Origin of the sequence: Paraburkholderia haematera (genome assembly GCF_905220975.1) — a bacterium.
In the GTDB taxonomy this organism is placed as follows: domain Bacteria; phylum Pseudomonadota; class Gammaproteobacteria; order Burkholderiales; family Burkholderiaceae; genus Paraburkholderia; species Paraburkholderia haematera.
In genome coordinates, this window is sequence record NZ_CAJNBK010000011.1 from 142,639 (window position 1) to 159,509 (window position 16,871).

The following is a 16,871-nucleotide window of genomic DNA, read 5'->3' on the forward strand; positions in this document are numbered from 1 at the left end:
GGGATGGAGCTTGCCGAGATGCGAGGCGCGTTGGCGCGACGGGCGCAACTACCCGGCCGCAACCCAGCTATGAGCGACTACGCACCCGGATCGATCCTTCGGCGCGTAATGACCTGCTTCGCCTGCGCCATCTTCTCGACCAGTTCCGGCCCCCGGCTCAACGCCACGCCCACGGCGAGAATATCGCCGATCGCCAGATGCGAGACGCGCGAGGTCATCGGCGAAAAGATATCCGTGTCTTCGTCGACATTGGCAAACAATCCGACCGTGGCGAGCCGCGCCAACGGCGAATTGCCGTGCGTGATCGCGATCACCTTCGCGCCCGCGGCAAGCGCCGACTTCACCGCGTCGACGATATCGCGCGTGCGGCCGGTATTCGAAATCGCCACCACCACGTCGCCTTCACCCAGCAGCGCCGCCGACATCAGAAACGTATGCGGGTCCGAATACGCGACGCTCGGCATGCCAAGGCGAAAGAACTTGTGTTGTACATCCAACGCGGCAATGCCCGAACCGCCTGCGCCATAAAACTCGATGCGCCGTGCCTGTGCGAGTAGCGCGATTGCCGCGGCCACGCTGTCCGATGACAGATTGTTGCGCACCTGGATCAGCGCGCCGATGGTCCGGTCAAGCACCTTCGCGGCGACGCCCGGCGTCGGCTCATCCGGCCGCACGTCGCGGTAGACGGCGGGCACTTCCGCGGCAATGCCTTGCGCGAGCCGAATCTTGAACTCGCGAAACCCCGAAAAACCGAGTGCGTGGCAAAACCTCGCGATGGTCGGCTGGCTGACGCCCGCGCGCGCGGCCACCTCGGTCATCGAGAGATCCAGCACCTCGCGCGGCGCCTCGATCACGTAATCGGCCAGCTTGCGCTCGGACGGGCGCAACTGGTCGCGCATCTCTTCCACCTGGGACAGCATCATCGGAAAACTCGCACTATGCTGAAGAATGGATGGACTATATCTGATTGCCCAAGAAGCTACAAAAACTACATATCGAGTGCTAGGTGTAATCCCTAGGTTTTGATGCCAATGTCTTGAAGGTAAAGCCAGTAAGGCAATGCGGGCGTTCAAGGATGCCGCGATGCAACAGGAGTCGTGATTGCGATCGTGTAGTTTTTCTACTAAGATTGCGTCGTCGACTGATCCGACATCCCCGCGATACCTACCTGGCATAGTGCGCGCCCGCCCCACGCCAGCGACGAAGGAGCTCCGATGGTTTCCCCGCATTCGCAATTGTTGAAAGTCACGCAACGCGTGGTCGAGCGCAGCAAGCCCACTCGCGAGGCTTATCTGGCCCGCATCCATCACGCACAGGGCAAATTCCCGGCGCGCGGCGCGCTTTCGTGCGCGAACCTGGCCCACGGGTTCGCCGGCCTCGAAGGCAACGACAAGCTCGTCATCAAGCAGATCCGTCAGCCGAACATCGGCATCGTGTCCTCGTACAACGAGATGTTGTCCGCGCACGCGCCGTACAAAAACTACCCCGACATCATCAAGGAGGCCGCGCGTGAAAACGGCGGCGTCGCGCAATTCGCGGGCGGTGTGCCGGCCATGTGCGACGGTGTCACGCAAGGCAACGCGGGTATGGAACTGTCGCTGTTCTCGCGCGAAGTGATCGCGATGAGCACGGCGGTCGCCCTCACGCACAACATGTTCGACGCGGCGTTGTGCCTCGGCATCTGCGACAAGATCGTGCCGGGCCTGCTGATTGGCGCGCTGCAATTCGGCCATCTGCCGACGATTTTCGTGCCGGCCGGCCCGATGGGAAGCGGTCTGTCGAACGACGACAAAGCCAAAACCCGCCAGTTGTTCGCCACCGGCCAGTGCGACCGCGGCGCGCTGCTCGAAGCGGAAGCCGCTGCGTATCACAGCCACGGCACCTGCACCTTCTACGGCACGGCGAACAGCAATCAGATGCTGATGGAAGTGATGGGCCTGCATCTGCCGAGCTCGGCTTTTGTGCATCCGCATACGCCGCTGCGCGACGCGCTGACTGCGCAGGCCGCGCGCCGCGTGCTCGATCTGACGGTGGAGCGCGGCAATTACATGCCGATTGGCCACGTGATCGACGAAAAAGCGATCGTCAACGGCATCGTTGCGTTGCTGGCAACGGGCGGCTCGACCAACCACACGCTGCACCTGGTCGCGATTGCGCGTGCGGCCGGCATCGTGATCGATTGGGACGACTTCGACACGCTGTCGCAAGCCGTGCCGCTGCTCGCGAAGATCTACCCGAACGGCAAGGCCGACGTGAATCACTTCCACGCAGCCGGCGGCGTGGCGTTCCTGATCCGCAATCTGCTGGAAGGCGGCTTGCTGCATGAAGACGTGAACACGGTTGCGGGCAAGGGCCTGCATCACTACACGGAAGAGCCGAAGCTGATCGACGGCAAGCTGCAATGGGTGCCGGGCACGGAAAAGAGCGAAGACACGGCAGTGCTGCGCGGCATCAAGGAACCGTTCCAGCCGGACGGCGGTTTGCGTCTGATGCAAGGCAAGCTCGGCCGCGGCGTGATCAAGATTTCCGCGGTGGCGGCGCAGCATCGCAAGGTGAAGGCGCCGGCTATTGTGTTCGATTCGCAGGAAGCGGTGCAGGAAGCCTTCGACAACGGCGAACTGAAACGCGACTTCATTGCCGTGGTGCGCTTCCAGGGCGCCCGTGCAAATGGCATGCCCGAGCTGCATCGTTTGACGCCGTTGCTCGGTGTGTTGCAGGATCAAGGTTTCCACGTTGCACTGGTCACCGATGGCCGCATGTCTGGCGCGTCGGGCAAGGTGCCGGCGGTGATTCACCTGTCGCCGGAAGCATTGCTGCAAGGCCCGATCGGCAAGGTTCGCACCGGTGACACGCTGGTGATCGACGCGGACGCCGGCGTGCTCGACATCGAAATCGATGCAGCCGAATGGACGGCACGGCCGGAGGCGTTGCCGCAGCACCAGGCGGAGAACGAAGTCGGTTTCGGCCGCGAACTGTTCGGCGTGTTCCGTGCGGCGGCAGCGCCGGCGGAGCAGGGCGCCTCGGTATTCGGTCCGATGGCGGGCGAGCGCGCAGCGCAACACGATGAGCGGATCAAAGCACGCACCGAAGAACACACAAGCACCACTCAAGCCAGCTAAACGCTGCTGAAACAAGGAGTCTGACTATGACAGCGAAAACAGTAAGCGATATCGTGCGCCTCGGCCCGGTGATTCCGGTGCTCGCGTTCGACTCGGTCGAGCAAGGTGAGAACGTGTCGCGCGCACTGCACGCGGGTGGCGTGAAGGTCCTGGAAATCACGCTGCGCACCGCAGCCGGTCTGGAAGCGATCGAACGCGCGAGCCAACTGGCGGAAGACATCGTGGTCGGCGTGGGCACGATCACGAAACCCGAGCACTGCGCTCAGGCCAAGAAAGCGGGCGCGCAGTTCGGCGTCTCGCCGGGTCTGACGAAAGACATGCACAAGGCCGCGCAGGATGCGGGTTTGCCGCTGCTGCCGGGCGTGATGACGCCGACCGACATCATCACCGCGCTGGAACTCGGCTATGAAATCGTCAAGTTTTTCCCGGCCCAGCAAGCCGGCGGTGTGCCGATGCTGCAGGCGTTTTACGGCCCGTTCCCGACGCTGAAATTCTGCCCGACCGGCGGCATCACGGCCGAAAGCGCGATCAATTTCCTCGCGCAACCGAACGTCGTGTGCGTAGGCGGATCGTGGTTGACGCCGAAGGCGGCAGTTGCCGCGCAGAATTGGGATGAAGTCACCCGCCTTGCGCGCGCCGCCAGCGAGCTGGCCGCGCCGGCTCATTGAGCTTCGTCGAAGCACGGATTGACCGCGAGCCGCATCCTAAGTAAAGAGTAACGGAGCCTCGTCGAACCAGCCAGTCAGGCTGTCGCGGCGAGGCTCCTTTTCGATAGGCATGCCGGATTCGCGCGCTTTTAGAGACAACAAACAGTAAAATTCAGCGTCCGCGCGGCTTGCCGGGTTTTCTGGCACCGCTGCAGGTCGCCGTGAGACAGGTGCCAGCCGTGTTCCGCACCGATATCAATAACGCAAAGGAGGCGCTTCATGGAAGCTGTCCACGGCAGCATGCTGCTGGTCTTCGCGGTGATCGCCATCGCACTTCTGATCCTGCTGATCACCCGCTACAAGGTTTATCCGTTCCTCGTCCTGATCATCGTTTCGTTGCTGCTGGGTCTCGCATCCGGCATGCCGATCGGCACGATCGTCAAATCGTTCGAAACCGGCAACGGCAATACCCTGGGCCACATTGCCGTGGTGGTTGGCCTTGGCACCATGCTCGGCAAGATGATGGCCGAGTCCGGCGGCGCGGAGCGCATCGCGACCACGCTGATCGACTGGTTCGGCGAGAAGAACATTCACTGGGCGATGATGGTCGTGGCGATCATCGTCGGCTTGCCGGTGTTTTTTGAAGTCGGCTTTGTTCTGCTGATTCCGATTGCTTTCAACGTCGCCAAACGCACCAACAAGTCGCTGCTGCTGGTCGGCTTGCCGATGGTCGCGGGTCTGTCCGTCGTGCACGGACTGATTCCGCCGCACCCGGCCGCGATGCTCGCGGTGCAGGCGTATCACGCCGACATTGGCAAGACGATTGCGTACGGCCTGATCGTGGGCGTGCCGACGGCGATCGTGGCCGGTCCGCTGTTCGCGCTGCTGATCAGCCGCTACATCAAACTGCCGAACAACAACCCGCTCGCCGCGCAATTCCTCGGTCATGGTGACGATGCGCAAAATAACGCGAAGAGCGCGGCGCCGAAGCGCGAACTGCCAAGCTTCGGTGTCACGTTGTTCACGATCCTGCTGCCGGTGATCCTGATGCTGATCGGCAGTTGGGCCGACCTCGTCTCCACGCCGAAGACCTTGCCGAACGATCTGCTGCATTTCGTCGGCAATTCCGACGTCGCGCTGTTGATCGCCGTGCTGGTCAGCTTCTGGACCTTCGGCGCGAGCCGCGGCTTCACGCGTGAGCAGATCCAGAAATTCTGTGGCGATTGTCTGGCGCCGATCGCGGGCATCACGCTGATCGTGGGTGCGGGCGGCGGTTTCGGGCGCGTGCTGATGGATAGCGGCATCTCGAAGGAAATCGTCCATGTGGCAACGGCCATGCACCTGTCGCCGCTGCTGTTCGGCTGGCTGGTAGCCGCGCTGATCCGTCTGGCCACGGGGTCGGCGACGGTCGCCATGACCACCGCGTGCGGCATCGTCGCGCCGATCACAGCCGCCAGCGGCGTGCAGGTCACGCCGGAATTGCTGGTGCTTGCCACCGGGTCGGGCTCGCTGATTTTCTCGCACGTGAACGACGGCGGTTTCTGGCTGATCAAGGAATACTTCGGTATGACGGTGGGGCAGACCTTCAAGACATGGTCGCTCCTCGAAACCATCATTTCACTGATGGGCTTGGGTTTGACTTTCGCGCTCGCGACGGTCGTGTAAGGAGTTTTTGATGATTCTGATCGCAATGGGCGTGTCGGGCGCCGGCAAAACGAAGATTGGCGAAATGCTGGCGGAGCGCCTGCACTGCACGTTCACCGACGGCGACGCGTTTCACAGCGCCGCCAACAAGGAGAAAATGCACCACGGCATTCCGCTTACCGACGAAGACCGTTGGCCGTGGTTGCAAACCATCCGTGCGGCGATCGAAGAGAAGCAGAGGGCGGGCGAGAAGGCGGTGTTCACGTGTTCGTCGCTGAAGCGTTCGTACCGCGATGTTCTGCGCGGCGGTAGCAACGGCGATAAGGGCGTGTGCTTCGTCTATCTGAAGGGGTCGTTCGAGGTGCTGCGCGAGCGGTTGAGCACGCGCACCGGTCACTTCTTCGATCCGTCGCTGTTGCAAAGCCAGCTCGATACACTCGAGGAGCCGGGTCCGGATGAAGCGATCACGGTGAGCATCGAGTTGTCTCCGGAACAGATCGTCGACGAGGTGTTGGTGCAGATGAAGCTTCGGTAAGTTTCCAGCCCGTTGGCTTGAATAAAAAAAGCCGCTCCGAGGAGCGGCTTTTCTATGCCTCCGAAGAAGCAACGAGGCAGCGACGACTGAAGCTTAAGCGATCCGCTTCGCCAGTTCGACCGCCTTGCCGATATACGAACCCGGCGTCATGGCAAGCAAACGATCCTTCGCATCTTGCGGAATCGCGAGGCCGCTCACGAACGTTTGCAGCGCTTCGCGCGTGATGCCCTTGCCGCGCGTCAGTTCCTTCAACTGCTCGTACGGGTTCTCGATGCCATAGCGGCGCATCACCGTCTGCACCGGCTCAGCCAGCACTTCCCAGCAGTTGTCGAGATCTTCGTTCAGGCGTTGAGCATTCACTTCGAGCTTGTCCAGACCGCGGATCAGCGAGTCGTATGCGAGCAGCGAGTAGCCGAACGCGACGCCGATATTGCGTAGCACCGTCGAGTCGGTCAGGTCGCGCTGCCAGCGCGAAATCGGCAGCTTGTCGGCCAGGTGGCGAAGCGTGGCGTTGGCCAGACCCAGATTGCCTTCCGAATTTTCGAAGTCGATCGGATTGACCTTGTGCGGCATGGTCGACGAACCGATTTCGCCGGCCTTCGTGCGTTGCTTGAAATACCCGACCGAGATGTAACCCCACACGTCGCGGTCCAGATCCAGCAGGATCGTGTTGGCGCGCGACACGGCGTCGAACAGTTCGGCCATGTAGTCGTGCGGCTCGATCTGGATCGTGTACGGATTGAACGTGAGCTTAAGACGTTGCTCGACCACTTCGCGCGAGAACGCTTCCCAGTCGAATTCCGGGTACGCGGACAGGTGCGCATTGAAGTTGCCGACCGCGCCGTTCATCTTGCCCAGCAGTTCGACCTTCGCGACACGGTCGATCGCGCGTTCCAGACGCGCCGCGACGTTGGCGATTTCCTTGCCGAGCGTGGTGGGGCTGGCCGGCTGGCCGTGCGTGCGCGAGAGCATCGGCTGTTCGGCGTGAGCATGCGCCAATGCCACGAGACGCTGATGCACCGAACGCAGCGCCGGCAGAATGACGTGTTCACGTGCGCCGGCGAGCATCAAACCGTGCGACGTGTTGTTGATGTCTTCCGACGTGCACGCGAAGTGGATGAACTCGCTTGCGCGTTCCAGTTCTTCCTGACCCTTCACCGATTCCTTCAGCCAGTACTCGACCGCTTTCACGTCGTGATTCGTCACGCGTTCGATTTCCTTGATGCGCGCGGCGTCGTGCGCGGTGAAGCGCTCGGCCAGTTGCAGCAGGAATTGTTCGGACGCTTCGGAAAAGCGCGGCACTTCGGCGAAACCGGCTTGCGAGAGTGCGATCAGCCAATGGATTTCAACCGTCACGCGATTGCGCATGAAAGCGGCTTCCGAGAGCCACTCGCGCAGGGCTTCGGTTTTCGAGGCGTAACGGCCGTCGAGCGGGGAGAGCGCGTTCAGCGCGAACAGGGTGTCGGGGCGGGTGTCGGACATGATGGGGGCGTGAGCGCTCAGGAGGCGGATCGGGAACGGAGGGAACCGCGAATTTTACCACTGTGCGGCGTGCCGGCCGAAGTTGGCGGCGATCGAACCGATGGGGGGACGTGCGCGCCTCGCTTGCCGTTCCGGCACGCAGATCTCGCGCGGTTCTTTGCACGCGGGTTCCGTGCAGGCCTGGCGCGGAACCCTACGTCCCGGCCGCGCCGCTAGAATGCTGACTTCCTCTCTCCCGCTGGCAGCAGGCTTCGCATGGAACTGAAATGGCTCGAAGACTTCGTTTCGCTCGCGGAAACGCGTAGTTTCAGCCGCTCGGCCGAATCGCGCCACGTCACGCAGCCGGCGTTTTCGCGGCGGATTCAGGCGTTGGAAGCGTGGCTGGGCACGGAACTGATCGATCGCTCGGTTTACCCGACGCGGCTGACGGCGGCAGGCCAGGTGTTCTACGAGCAGGCGCTGGCCATGCTGTCGCAGTTCCACGAGGCGCGTGCGCTCTTGCGCGGGCATACGGCGACGCCGCAGGCGACCATCGAGTTCGCCGTGCCGCACACGCTGTCGCTCACGTACTTCCCGCGCTGGCTGCAGCGCATCGAGGCTCAAATGGGCCCGATCCATACCCGGCTGCGGGCGTTGAACGTGCACGATGCCGCCTTGGCGCTGGTCGAAGGCGGCTGCGACCTGATGATGGCCTATCACCATCCGAGCCACCCGATCGCGCTCGATCCGGCGCGCTACGACATGCTCACGCTCGGCAACGAGCCGATCAGCCCGTTTTCGGCGCCGGGCCGCGCGGGGCGCCCCCGGCACACGCTGCCGGGCACGGCCCAGACCCCCACGCCCTATCTCACCTACACGCCGAACGCGTACCTGGGCCGCATGACAGAAGTGATCCTTGCTAACGCGTCTGAGCGCCTGTATCTCGACCGGCTGTACGAAACCGACATGGCCGAGGGACTCAAGGCGATGGCGCTGGCCGGCCACGGCATCGCCTTCCTGCCCTACAGCGCGGTGGAAGACGCGGTGGCCGACGGCAAGCTGATCCGCCTCGATCGCGCCATGCGTGGCACGCCCGAGGGGCAGCTCACGCTGACCATGGAGATCCGCCTCTATCGCGACAAGCTGGCCGCGAAAGGCGACGATGCGCGGCAGATACTCGTGCGGCAACTATGGGACGTCGTGTCGGAGGAACTCGCGCAAGGCACGGGCGTTGCCTGAAAACCTGCTTCCCCACGACGCGAATTTGCGGCTTCTCAACGGTTATGCAAAAAAAACATAATCGGATAAGGAAACGGCATTGGATTTCAAAACGGCGTTTTTCGACAATGCTGTCATTCGATCAACGCCGGAGCGTTCATGTCATCCCAGCAACAAGCCGCACAATCCGCATCAACGTTGCAGTCCGTTCCTTCCTACCTGAATAAAGACGACCTCGGCCCGTGGGGCAACTACCTGCGTCAGGTCGACCGCGTCGCGCCGTACCTCGGCTCACTGTCCCGCTGGCTCGAAACCCTGAAGCGCCCGAAGCGCATTCTGGTTGTCGATGTGCCGATCGAACTCGATAACGGCACGGTCGCGCACTTCGAAGGCTATCGCGTGCAGCACAACGTGTCGCGCGGTCCGGGCAAGGGTGGCGTGCGTTATCACCAGGACGTGACGTTGTCGGAAGTGATGGCGCTGTCGGCGTGGATGTCGGTGAAGAACGCTGCTGTGAACGTGCCGTACGGCGGCGCGAAGGGCGGTATTCGTGTCGACCCGCGTACGCTGTCGCGTGGTGAGCTGGAGCGCGTGACGCGCCGCTACACGAGCGAGATCGGCATCATCATCGGACCGAACACCGACATCCCCGCGCCGGACGTGAACACGAACGAGCAGATCATGGCGTGGATGATGGACACGTACTCCATGAACCAGGGCCAAACGGCGACGGGCGTCGTGACCGGCAAGCCGATCGCGCTGGGTGGTTCGCTGGGCCGCCGCGAAGCGACGGGCCGTGGCGTGTTCGTGGTCGCCTCCGAAGCCGCACGCCGCATTGGCGTCGACATCGAAGGCGCGCGTATCGCTGTGCAAGGCTTCGGTAACGTGGGCGGCATCGCTGCGCGCCTGTTCCAGGAAGCGGGCTCGAAGCTGGTCGCGGTGCAGGATCACACCGGCACGCTGTACAAGTCGACCGGTATTGATGCGGTCGCGCTGCTGGACTACGTGGCGAAGAACGGCGGCGTGGGCGGCTTCCCGGAAGCCGATGCAATCGCGAGCGATGATTTCTGGACAGTCGAATCCGACATCCTGATTCCGGCTGCACTGGAAAACCAGATCACCGAAAAGAACGCCGGCAAGATCAAGACGAAGATCGTTGTGGAAGGCGCCAACGGCCCGACCACCACGGCAGCGGACGACATTCTGCACGACCGCGGTATCCTCGTGATTCCGGACGTGGTGGCGAATGCCGGCGGCGTGACGGTGTCGTACTTCGAGTGGGTGCAGGACTTCTCGAGCTTCTTCTGGACCGAAGACGAGATCAACCAGCGTCTCGAGCGCGTGATGCGCGAAGCATTTGCCGCCGTGTGGCAAGTGTCGAGCGAGCAGAAGGTGTCCGTGCGGACCGCGGCGTTTATCGTCGCGTGTAAGCGGATCCTGGAAGCGCGCGAATTGCGCGGCCTGTATCCCTGATCTGATTGCGTGAAACGGCGGGCCGCCACCTCGCGGACCGCTGCAAAAACTGGCTTCGACGCGGTCCACAAGACTGCGTGCATGACCCGGCGGGCGGCATCGTATTGATGCCACCCGCCTTTGCGTATCTGCCGGGTTTGGGATTGGCGGGTTATAGCGCCATAATCCCGTAGCGGTGTGCGCCCCGGGGGAAGTTCCCGAGAGGGCGCCGGAGGAAGTCCTCCGCTCCGAAGGAGGTCACCCGCCTCGAAGGAAGTCTCCGTGAGGGATTGGGGGATTTTGGGGGCACGCAACAAACATGGTTGATAGCGATACTTTCAGAATAATTACTTTGCTAAACTGGCGCCGGTTCTTGGCCAAGGAGATCACACATGAAAGTTAAAAAAGCTGCGCTGCTGCTCGCGACTCTCGGACTGTTTACGGTCGGCGCGCAAGCGCAAGACGCGGGTACGCTGAAAAAGATCAAGGACACGGGCGTCATTTCGCTGGGTCATCGCGAATCGTCGATCCCGTTTTCGTATTACGACGACAAGCAGAATGTCATCGGCTACTCGCAGGAATTCGCGCTGAAGGTCGTTGAGGCGGTCAAGGTCAAGCTGAACATGCCTAACCTGAAGGTCAAGCTCACGCCTGTCACGTCGCAAAACCGTATTCCGCTGGTGCAAAACGGCACCGTCGACATGGAATGCGGCTCCACCACGAATAACGCTGAGCGCCAGCAACAGGCTGCCTTCTCGAACACGATCTTCGTGATCGGCACGCGCCTGATGACCAAGAAAGACTCCGGCATCAAGGACTGGGCCGACCTGAAGGGCAAGACGGTTGTCACGACCGCCGGCACGACCTCCGAGCGCCTGCTTCGCAAGATGAATCAGGACAAGAGCATGGGCATGAACATCATCAGCGCGAAGGACCACGGCGAGTCGTTCCTGACGCTCTCCACCGGCCGCGCTGCTGCATTCATGATGGACGACGCGCTGCTGGCGGGCGAACGTGCCAAGTCGAACAACCCGGGCGACTTCGTGATCGTCGGCACGCCGCAATCGCATGAAGCCTACGGCTGCATGATTCGCAAGAACGATCCGGAATTCAAGAAGGTGGTCGACGACGCGATCGCCAAGGTTGAAACCTCGGGCGAAGCCGATCAAATCTACAAGAAGTGGTTCGAATCGCCGATTCCGCCGAAGGGCCTGAACCTGAACTTCCCGGAAAGCGATGACATGAAGGCGCTCTACAAGAGCCCGAATGACAAGGCAATCGATTAAACCTTAGCTGTTTTTTTGAAACGCTGAACGAGACGGAAGGGGCCGCGCGCTTCTTCCGTTTCTTTTTGCTGGAGTCTTGGTCATGTCATATCACTGGAACTGGGGCATTCTGCTGAGTCCGGTCTCCACCGGCGAGCCGACTACCTATCTGGGCTGGCTGATGTCCGGCTTCTGGGTGACGATTACCGTGTCGCTGTCGGCATGGGTGATCGCGCTGATCGTCGGATCGCTCTTCGGTGTGCTGCGCACGGTGCCGAACAAATGGGCGTCGGGTATCGGCACGCTCTATGTCGCGATCTTCCGCAACATCCCGCTGATCGTGCAGTTCTTCATCTGGTATCTGGTGATACCGGAGTTGCTGCCGCCGTCGATCGGCAACTGGTTCAAGCAACTGCCGCCGGGTGCGCAGTTCTTCTCGTCGTCGATTATCTGTCTCGGGCTCTTCACCTCTGCGCGGGTGTGCGAACAGGTGCGCTCGGGTATTAACGCGTTGCCGAAGGGCCAGCGCGCGGCAGGTCTGGCAATGGGTTTCACGCAATGGCAGACGTATCGCTACGTGCTGCTGCCCGTTGCGTACCGGATTATCGTGCCGCCGCTCACGTCCGAGTTTCTGAATATTTTCAAAAACTCGGCGGTCGCGTCGACTATCGGTCTGCTCGATCTGTCGGCTCAGGCGCGTCAATTGGTCGACTACACGTCGCAGACGTATGAGTCGTTCATCGCGGTAACGCTGGCCTATGTGCTGATCAATCTGGTCGTGATGCAATTGATGCGCTGGGTCGAACACAAAAGCCGTTTGCCCGGCTATATCGGAGGTAAGTGATGCATCATTTCGACTGGAGCGGTATTCCGGGCGCACTGCCTACGCTATGGACCGGTGCGATTGTCACCATCAAGATCACGCTGATCGCGATCGTGATCGGCATCGTCTGGGGCACCATTCTCGCGATCATGCGGCTCTCGCCGTTCAAGCCGTTCGAATGGTTCGCGAAGGGTTATGTCACGATCTTCCGTTCGATTCCACTGGTGATGGTGCTGCTGTGGTTCTTCCTGATCGTGCCGCAGGTGCTGCAAAACGTGCTGGGCCTGTCGCCGGATATCGACATTCGGCTGGCCTCGGCAATGGTCGCTTTCTCGCTCTTCGAGGCGGCGTACTATTCCGAGATCATCCGCGCCGGCATTCAGGCGGTGCCGCGCGGGCAGGTCAATGCCGCGTTTGCGCTCGGCATGAGCTACCCGCAGGCCATGCGCCTCATCGTGTTGCCGCAGGCGTTCCGCGCAATGGTGCCGCTGCTGCTCACGCAGGGTATCGTGCTGTTTCAGGATACGTCGCTTGTCTACGTGATCAGCCTTGCCGACTTCTTCCGCACCGCCACGAATATTGGCGACCGTGACGGTACGAATGTCGAAATGGTACTGTTCGCGGGCGCATGTTATTTCGTGATCTGTGTGATCGCGTCGAGCCTCGTCAAAGGTCTTCAGAAAAAGGTCGCAAGATGATCTCTATCAAGAATGTTTCGAAGTGGTACGGTCAGTTTCAAGTGCTGACCGACTGCACGACGGAAGTCAAAAAAGGTGAAGTGGTGGTGGTGTGCGGGCCGTCGGGCTCGGGCAAGTCCACGCTGATCAAAACCGTCAACGGCCTCGAGCCGTTCCAGAAAGGCGAGATCGTTATCAACGGCCAATCGCTGACCGACAAGAAAACCAATCTGTCGAAGCTGCGAGCAAAAGTCGGCATGGTGTTCCAGCACTTCGAGCTGTTCCCGCATCTGTCGATCGTGCAGAACCTGACGCTCGCACAGGTCAAGGTGCTCGGCCGCTCAAAGGACGAAGCCACCACCAAGGGCTACAAGCTGCTCGATCGCGTCGGTCTGCGCGCGCATGCGGACAAGTTTCCGGGGCAGTTGTCCGGTGGACAGCAGCAGCGTGTGGCGATTGCGCGCGCGTTGTCGATGGACCCGATCGCAATGCTGTTCGACGAGCCGACTTCCGCGCTCGATCCGGAAATGATCAACGAAGTGCTCGACGTGATGGTCGAACTCGCGCAGGAAGGCATGACGATGATGTGCGTCACGCACGAAATGGGCTTTGCCAAGAAGGTCGCGCATCGCGTGATCTTCATGGACAAGGGCCTGATCGTCGAAGACGACCGCAAGGAAGATTTCTTCGCGAATCCGAAGTCGGATCGCGCGAAGGATTTTCTGGCGAAGATCCTGCACTGAGCTTGTCGCTGGGCAGCGCCGGTTGGTTGGCGTGGCTTATGCAGAAAGAAAGCCGCTTCGGAAGAAGCGGCTTTTTTGTTGCTGACGTTCTGAAGGTCCAGCTTGTGCGAGGACGCCCCGGTTGAGGCGTTCTTCAGTTACTGAACGCAGGTGTGGGCCGGAGCCGTTCGGGCATTAGCGAACGCGCGCGCGGATCAGGATTCGAAGGCAGCGGTGTCGTCCGCGGCTTCAAGGTCGACCTCGGCCGTGGCCACCGCCTCAACCGAAGCTGCGATCGTGGTCGCCGAAGCCGATGCGTCCAACGCCGGATTGCGCAGCTTCTCCAGCACCGAAGGCGGTACCGGCACGTTGACCCGGCCAATGACTTCGCCGTGCTGGAACATCATCAGATCGCCTGGCTGGAAGGCGGTCCACACTTCGTTATCGGTGAGCGGCTTGGTCGCGATCACGGCCACACGGTCTTCCGGTGTCGTGTACTTGGCGAAATCGATCGACACGTCCGCGTCGACCAGATGTGCAGTCGAGAATGGCCAGCGTCGCACGATGTAGTGAAGATGTGTCGAGCAATGCGCGAACAGCGCCTGGCCGTTCGACATCAGGAAATTGAACACGCCGAATTGCGTGATTTCGCGTGTGAGCGTTTCGAGCGCGGCGAACAGTTCGTCGAGCGGCGGCTGCGTGCCCGGGAAAGCCGTGCGCAAGCCTTGCAGCAGCGCGCAGAAGGCGAGTTCGCTATCGGTTGTGCCGACAGGTTGATAGACGCCGTTTAGCGCCGGCGAATAATCTTTCAGGTCGCCGTTGTGCGCGAAGATCCAGTGGCGCCCCCACAGTTCGCGCATGAACGGATGGCAGTTTTCGAGCAGGATGTGCCCTTGCGTCGCCTTGCGAATATGCGCGATCGTGTTCTTCGATTTGATCGGGTAGCGCTTGACCATTTCGGCGATCGGCGAGGTGGCCGACGATTGATGGTCAATGAACAGGCGGCAGGCTTTGTCTTCGAAGAAGGCGATGCCCCAGCCGTCCGCGTGGTGATCGGTGACGCCGCCGCGCGCCGCAAAGCCGGTGAACGAGAACGTGACGTCCGTCGGCGCGGCGCAGTTCATTCCGAGAAGTTGGCACATGTTGCGGGTAAGCCTGTGAACGGGGCGAGCCGTTACAATGATGATTTTCCAAGCATATCACCGAGGCAGAAGCGCCAAATAGCGAAATTGACGTATGTTTAGGGCTTAGCGTTGCGATTTGCTCTGATTTGCAACGCTTTGAGCATGCCGATTTGCTTTTTTGCCGCCGAATCTCGTTCCCCTCTCGCCATGACCGCTTCCAACGCCCCCCTCGCTTCCGTCGACACCATCGACAGCATCACGCTCGCCCGCCCGGACGACTGGCACCTGCACGTTCGCGACGGCGAGATGCTCGCGGCCGTCCTGCCGGACACCGCGCGCCAGTTCGGCCGCGCGATCATCATGCCTAACCTGAAGCCGCCGGTTACCACGACCGCAATGGCGCAGGCGTACCGCGAGCGCATCGTCGCCGCGATCCCGGCCGGGGCGAAATTCGAACCGCTGATGACGCTGTACCTGACCGACAACACGCCGCCGGACGAAATCCGCCGCGCGCGCGAAAGCGGCTTCGTGCATGGCGTGAAGTTGTACCCGGCGGGTGCGACAACCAACTCGGACGCAGGCGTCACCGACATCATGAAGTGCGCCAAAACGCTCGAAGTGATGCAGGAAACCGGCATGCCGTTGCAGGTGCACGGCGAGGTGACGGATTCGTCGATCGACCTGTTCGACCGCGAGAAGGTGTTCATCGACCGCGTGATGACGCCGCTGCGCCGCGAATTTCCGGCGCTGAAGGTGGTGTTCGAGCACATCACCACGAAAGATGCGGTCGACTACATCCGCGAAGCCGGCGTGGCGCCGGGGCTGCTAGGCGCGACGATCACCGCGCACCATCTGCTGTACAACCGCAATGCGATCTTCCAGGGCGGCATTCGCCCGCACTACTATTGCCTGCCCGTGTTGAAGCGCGAGACGCATCGCGTGGCGCTGGTCGAGGCGGCAACCTCGGGTAATCCGCGCTTCTTCCTCGGCACGGATAGCGCGCCGCATCCGAAGGGTTTGAAGGAACACGCGTGCGGCTGTGCGGGTTGCTACACGGCACTGCACGCGCTCGAACTCTATACCGAGGCGTTCGACAAAGCCGGCGCGCTGGACAAGCTCGAAGGCTTCGCCAGCTTCTTTGGCGCGGATTTCTACGGTCTGCCGCGCAGTGAAGAGAAGGTCACGCTGCGTCGCGAAGAATGGACGCTGCCGGCTGAGTTGCCGGTCGGCGACACGCCGGTTGTGCCGCTGCGTGGCGGCGAGTCGATCGGCTGGCGCCTCGTCTGAGCTTGCGTTAGATGCAAGTGCAAGAGGCGGCGCGCGTGGGCTTCGGTTTTGCCGATATCGACTGGTCCAGGCCATGGTTCGCGCAGTTCGCGGCGCGCGGTGAGCGCTGGCAGCAGGGCGCGCTGACGAGCTATGCGGCATTGCTCGCAGAAATGAATGCCGATGCCGGTGAGATGCGGCAGGTCACGGGGCGCGGTCAGCGCCTCGCGTTCATTGCGCAAGACGATCTGCCGCCGGGCGCGGCGTACGAGGCGCACATCGCGTCGACGGGCTGCGTGCCGACACGCCATAACCTGCATGACTTCTTCAACGGGTCGATGTGGTTTGCGTTTCCGCGAATCAAGGCGGCGCTTAACGCGCGGCAGTCGGCGGCAATCGACGTGTTAGGCGTCGGTCCGACCCGCGGCGGCGTGCGCGATACGCTAACCTTGTTCGACGAAAATGCGTTGCTGTTCGCCTGTGCCGACCCGGCATTGAGCGTGGCATTGCGCGGGTTCGACTGGCAGACGCTGCTGGTTGCCCAGCGTGATGCCTGGGGGACGCGCTGCGAAGTGCGCTGCTTCGGTCACGCGCTGCTGGAAAAGCTGATTGCGCCGTTCAAGGCGTGCACGGGCCACGCGTGGATTGCGGACGTGCCGTCCGAATACTTTGGCTGGGACGCCGCTGCGCGCGACGCATGGCTCGACGAGTCTGTCAGCACGGCACTCCTGAGCACGGATGCATTGACGAGCCGCCTGTTTGCGCCGCTGCCCGTGCTGGGGATTCCGGGTTGGTGCGCCGAGAACGAATCGCCCGCTTTTTACGAAGACACGTCCGTATTTCGAGCAGGGCGACGTTCGCGCTAAAAACACGCTTCGGATGAAAGAGTTGAAGCGCGGTTTGAGCGATTGCCCCGCG

General features: G+C 61.7%; 15 protein-coding genes. 12 read left to right on the top strand and 3 right to left on the bottom strand.

Annotated features, from left to right (window positions below):
* Nucleotides 1–77 precede the first annotated feature (77 nt).
* Nucleotides 78–923 (bottom strand): MurR/RpiR family transcriptional regulator, encoded by an 846-nt coding sequence (locus KHO23_RS20290; protein ID WP_211613039.1) that lies wholly within the window; start codon nucleotides 921–923, stop codon nucleotides 78–80.
* Nucleotides 924–1,214: 291 nt separating this feature from the next.
* On the opposite strand from KHO23_RS20290, the gene edd reads away from it, so the two are divergent.
* From edd to KHO23_RS20310, 4 genes are all read left to right on the top strand, one after another.
* On the top strand, nucleotides 1,215–3,119 hold the full coding sequence (gene edd / locus KHO23_RS20295) for a phosphogluconate dehydratase (protein WP_211613040.1): 1,905 nt from the start codon (nucleotides 1,215–1,217) through the stop codon (nucleotides 3,117–3,119).
* Nucleotides 3,120–3,145: 26 nt separating this feature from the next.
* Nucleotides 3,146–3,787 carry a bifunctional 4-hydroxy-2-oxoglutarate aldolase/2-dehydro-3-deoxy-phosphogluconate aldolase gene (gene eda, locus KHO23_RS20300; RefSeq protein WP_211613041.1) on the top strand — a complete coding sequence of 214 codons (642 nt, stop codon included), beginning with the start codon at nucleotides 3,146–3,148 and terminating at the stop codon, nucleotides 3,785–3,787.
* 258 nt (nucleotides 3,788–4,045) lie between these two features.
* The gene (locus tag KHO23_RS20305; protein ID WP_211613042.1) at nucleotides 4,046–5,431 is read left to right on the top strand and encodes a GntP family permease; all 1,386 of its coding nucleotides are present in this window, start codon (nucleotides 4,046–4,048) and stop codon (nucleotides 5,429–5,431) included.
* 10 nt (nucleotides 5,432–5,441) lie between these two features.
* The gene (locus KHO23_RS20310; protein WP_211613043.1) at nucleotides 5,442–5,945 is read left to right on the top strand and encodes a gluconokinase; all 504 of its coding nucleotides are present in this window, start codon (nucleotides 5,442–5,444) and stop codon (nucleotides 5,943–5,945) included.
* Nucleotides 5,946–6,038: 93 nt separating this feature from the next.
* Here the strand turns inward: KHO23_RS20310 and purB are convergent, their stop codons facing one another.
* Nucleotides 6,039–7,427, bottom strand: a complete 1,389-nt coding sequence (purB, locus tag KHO23_RS20315; protein ID WP_211613044.1) for an adenylosuccinate lyase — start codon at nucleotides 7,425–7,427, stop codon at nucleotides 6,039–6,041.
* Between the two features lie 255 nt (nucleotides 7,428–7,682).
* On the opposite strand from purB, the gene KHO23_RS20320 reads away from it, so the two are divergent.
* The 6 genes from KHO23_RS20320 (at nucleotide 7,683) to KHO23_RS20345 (ending at nucleotide 13,584) form a co-directional block, all read left to right on the top strand.
* Complete coding sequence (locus KHO23_RS20320; protein WP_211613045.1) at nucleotides 7,683–8,645, top strand: LysR family transcriptional regulator; 963 nt, start codon at nucleotides 7,683–7,685, stop codon at nucleotides 8,643–8,645.
* 138 nt (nucleotides 8,646–8,783) lie between these two features.
* Complete coding sequence (locus tag KHO23_RS20325; RefSeq protein WP_211613046.1) at nucleotides 8,784–10,097, top strand: Glu/Leu/Phe/Val family dehydrogenase; 1,314 nt, start codon at nucleotides 8,784–8,786, stop codon at nucleotides 10,095–10,097.
* Nucleotides 10,098–10,468: 371 nt separating this feature from the next.
* Nucleotides 10,469–11,362 (top strand): glutamate/aspartate ABC transporter substrate-binding protein, encoded by an 894-nt coding sequence (locus tag KHO23_RS20330; RefSeq protein ID WP_211613047.1) that lies wholly within the window; start codon nucleotides 10,469–10,471, stop codon nucleotides 11,360–11,362.
* 82 nt (nucleotides 11,363–11,444) lie between these two features.
* Nucleotides 11,445–12,185, top strand: a complete 741-nt coding sequence (locus KHO23_RS20335) for an amino acid ABC transporter permease (protein ID WP_211613048.1) — start codon at nucleotides 11,445–11,447, stop codon at nucleotides 12,183–12,185.
* The gene (gene gltK / locus KHO23_RS20340) at nucleotides 12,185–12,862 is read left to right on the top strand and encodes a glutamate/aspartate ABC transporter permease GltK (RefSeq protein ID WP_211613049.1); all 678 of its coding nucleotides are present in this window, start codon (nucleotides 12,185–12,187) and stop codon (nucleotides 12,860–12,862) included. Before KHO23_RS20335 ends, gltK begins: the two co-directional genes overlap by 1 nt.
* Entirely contained in the window at nucleotides 12,859–13,584 is a 726-nt protein-coding gene (locus KHO23_RS20345) for an amino acid ABC transporter ATP-binding protein (RefSeq protein ID WP_200565197.1), read from the top strand. Before gltK ends, KHO23_RS20345 begins: the two co-directional genes overlap by 4 nt.
* Nucleotides 13,585–13,778: 194 nt before the next feature.
* On the opposite strand, the gene KHO23_RS20350 is transcribed toward KHO23_RS20345, so the two are convergent.
* Nucleotides 13,779–14,705, bottom strand: coding sequence for a class II glutamine amidotransferase (locus KHO23_RS20350; RefSeq protein WP_211613050.1), 927 nt, complete (start codon nucleotides 14,703–14,705; stop codon nucleotides 13,779–13,781).
* Between the two features lie 189 nt (nucleotides 14,706–14,894).
* On the opposite strand from KHO23_RS20350, the gene pyrC reads away from it, so the two are divergent.
* Entirely contained in the window at nucleotides 14,895–15,974 is a 1,080-nt protein-coding gene (gene pyrC, locus KHO23_RS20355) for a dihydroorotase (protein WP_211613051.1), read from the top strand.
* Between the two features lie 11 nt (nucleotides 15,975–15,985).
* On the top strand, nucleotides 15,986–16,819 hold the full coding sequence (locus KHO23_RS20360; RefSeq protein ID WP_211613052.1) for a DUF3025 domain-containing protein: 834 nt from the start codon (nucleotides 15,986–15,988) through the stop codon (nucleotides 16,817–16,819).
* Nucleotides 16,820–16,871: the final 52 nt, after the last annotated feature.

Coding starts and splice junctions, on each gene's coding strand:
- KHO23_RS20360 (WP_211613052.1), top strand. CDS start 15,986: ATGCAAGTGCAAGAGGCGGCGCGCGTGGGCTTCGGTTTTGCCGATATC.
- KHO23_RS20320 (WP_211613045.1), top strand. CDS start 7,683: ATGGAACTGAAATGGCTCGAAGACTTCGTTTCGCTCGCGGAAACGCGT.
- gltK (WP_211613049.1), top strand. CDS start 12,185: ATGCATCATTTCGACTGGAGCGGTATTCCGGGCGCACTGCCTACGCTA.
- KHO23_RS20325 (WP_211613046.1), top strand. CDS start 8,784: ATGTCATCCCAGCAACAAGCCGCACAATCCGCATCAACGTTGCAGTCC.
- edd (WP_211613040.1), top strand. CDS start 1,215: ATGGTTTCCCCGCATTCGCAATTGTTGAAAGTCACGCAACGCGTGGTC.
- KHO23_RS20345 (WP_200565197.1), top strand. CDS start 12,859: ATGATCTCTATCAAGAATGTTTCGAAGTGGTACGGTCAGTTTCAAGTG.
- pyrC (WP_211613051.1), top strand. CDS start 14,895: ATGACCGCTTCCAACGCCCCCCTCGCTTCCGTCGACACCATCGACAGC.
- KHO23_RS20330 (WP_211613047.1), top strand. CDS start 10,469: ATGAAAGTTAAAAAAGCTGCGCTGCTGCTCGCGACTCTCGGACTGTTT.
- eda (WP_211613041.1), top strand. CDS start 3,146: ATGACAGCGAAAACAGTAAGCGATATCGTGCGCCTCGGCCCGGTGATT.
- KHO23_RS20350 (WP_211613050.1), bottom strand. CDS start 14,705: ATGTGCCAACTTCTCGGAATGAACTGCGCCGCGCCGACGGACGTCACG.
- KHO23_RS20305 (WP_211613042.1), top strand. CDS start 4,046: ATGGAAGCTGTCCACGGCAGCATGCTGCTGGTCTTCGCGGTGATCGCC.
- KHO23_RS20335 (WP_211613048.1), top strand. CDS start 11,445: ATGTCATATCACTGGAACTGGGGCATTCTGCTGAGTCCGGTCTCCACC.
- purB (WP_211613044.1), bottom strand. CDS start 7,427: ATGTCCGACACCCGCCCCGACACCCTGTTCGCGCTGAACGCGCTCTCC.
- KHO23_RS20290 (WP_211613039.1), bottom strand. CDS start 923: ATGATGCTGTCCCAGGTGGAAGAGATGCGCGACCAGTTGCGCCCGTCC.
- KHO23_RS20310 (WP_211613043.1), top strand. CDS start 5,442: ATGATTCTGATCGCAATGGGCGTGTCGGGCGCCGGCAAAACGAAGATT.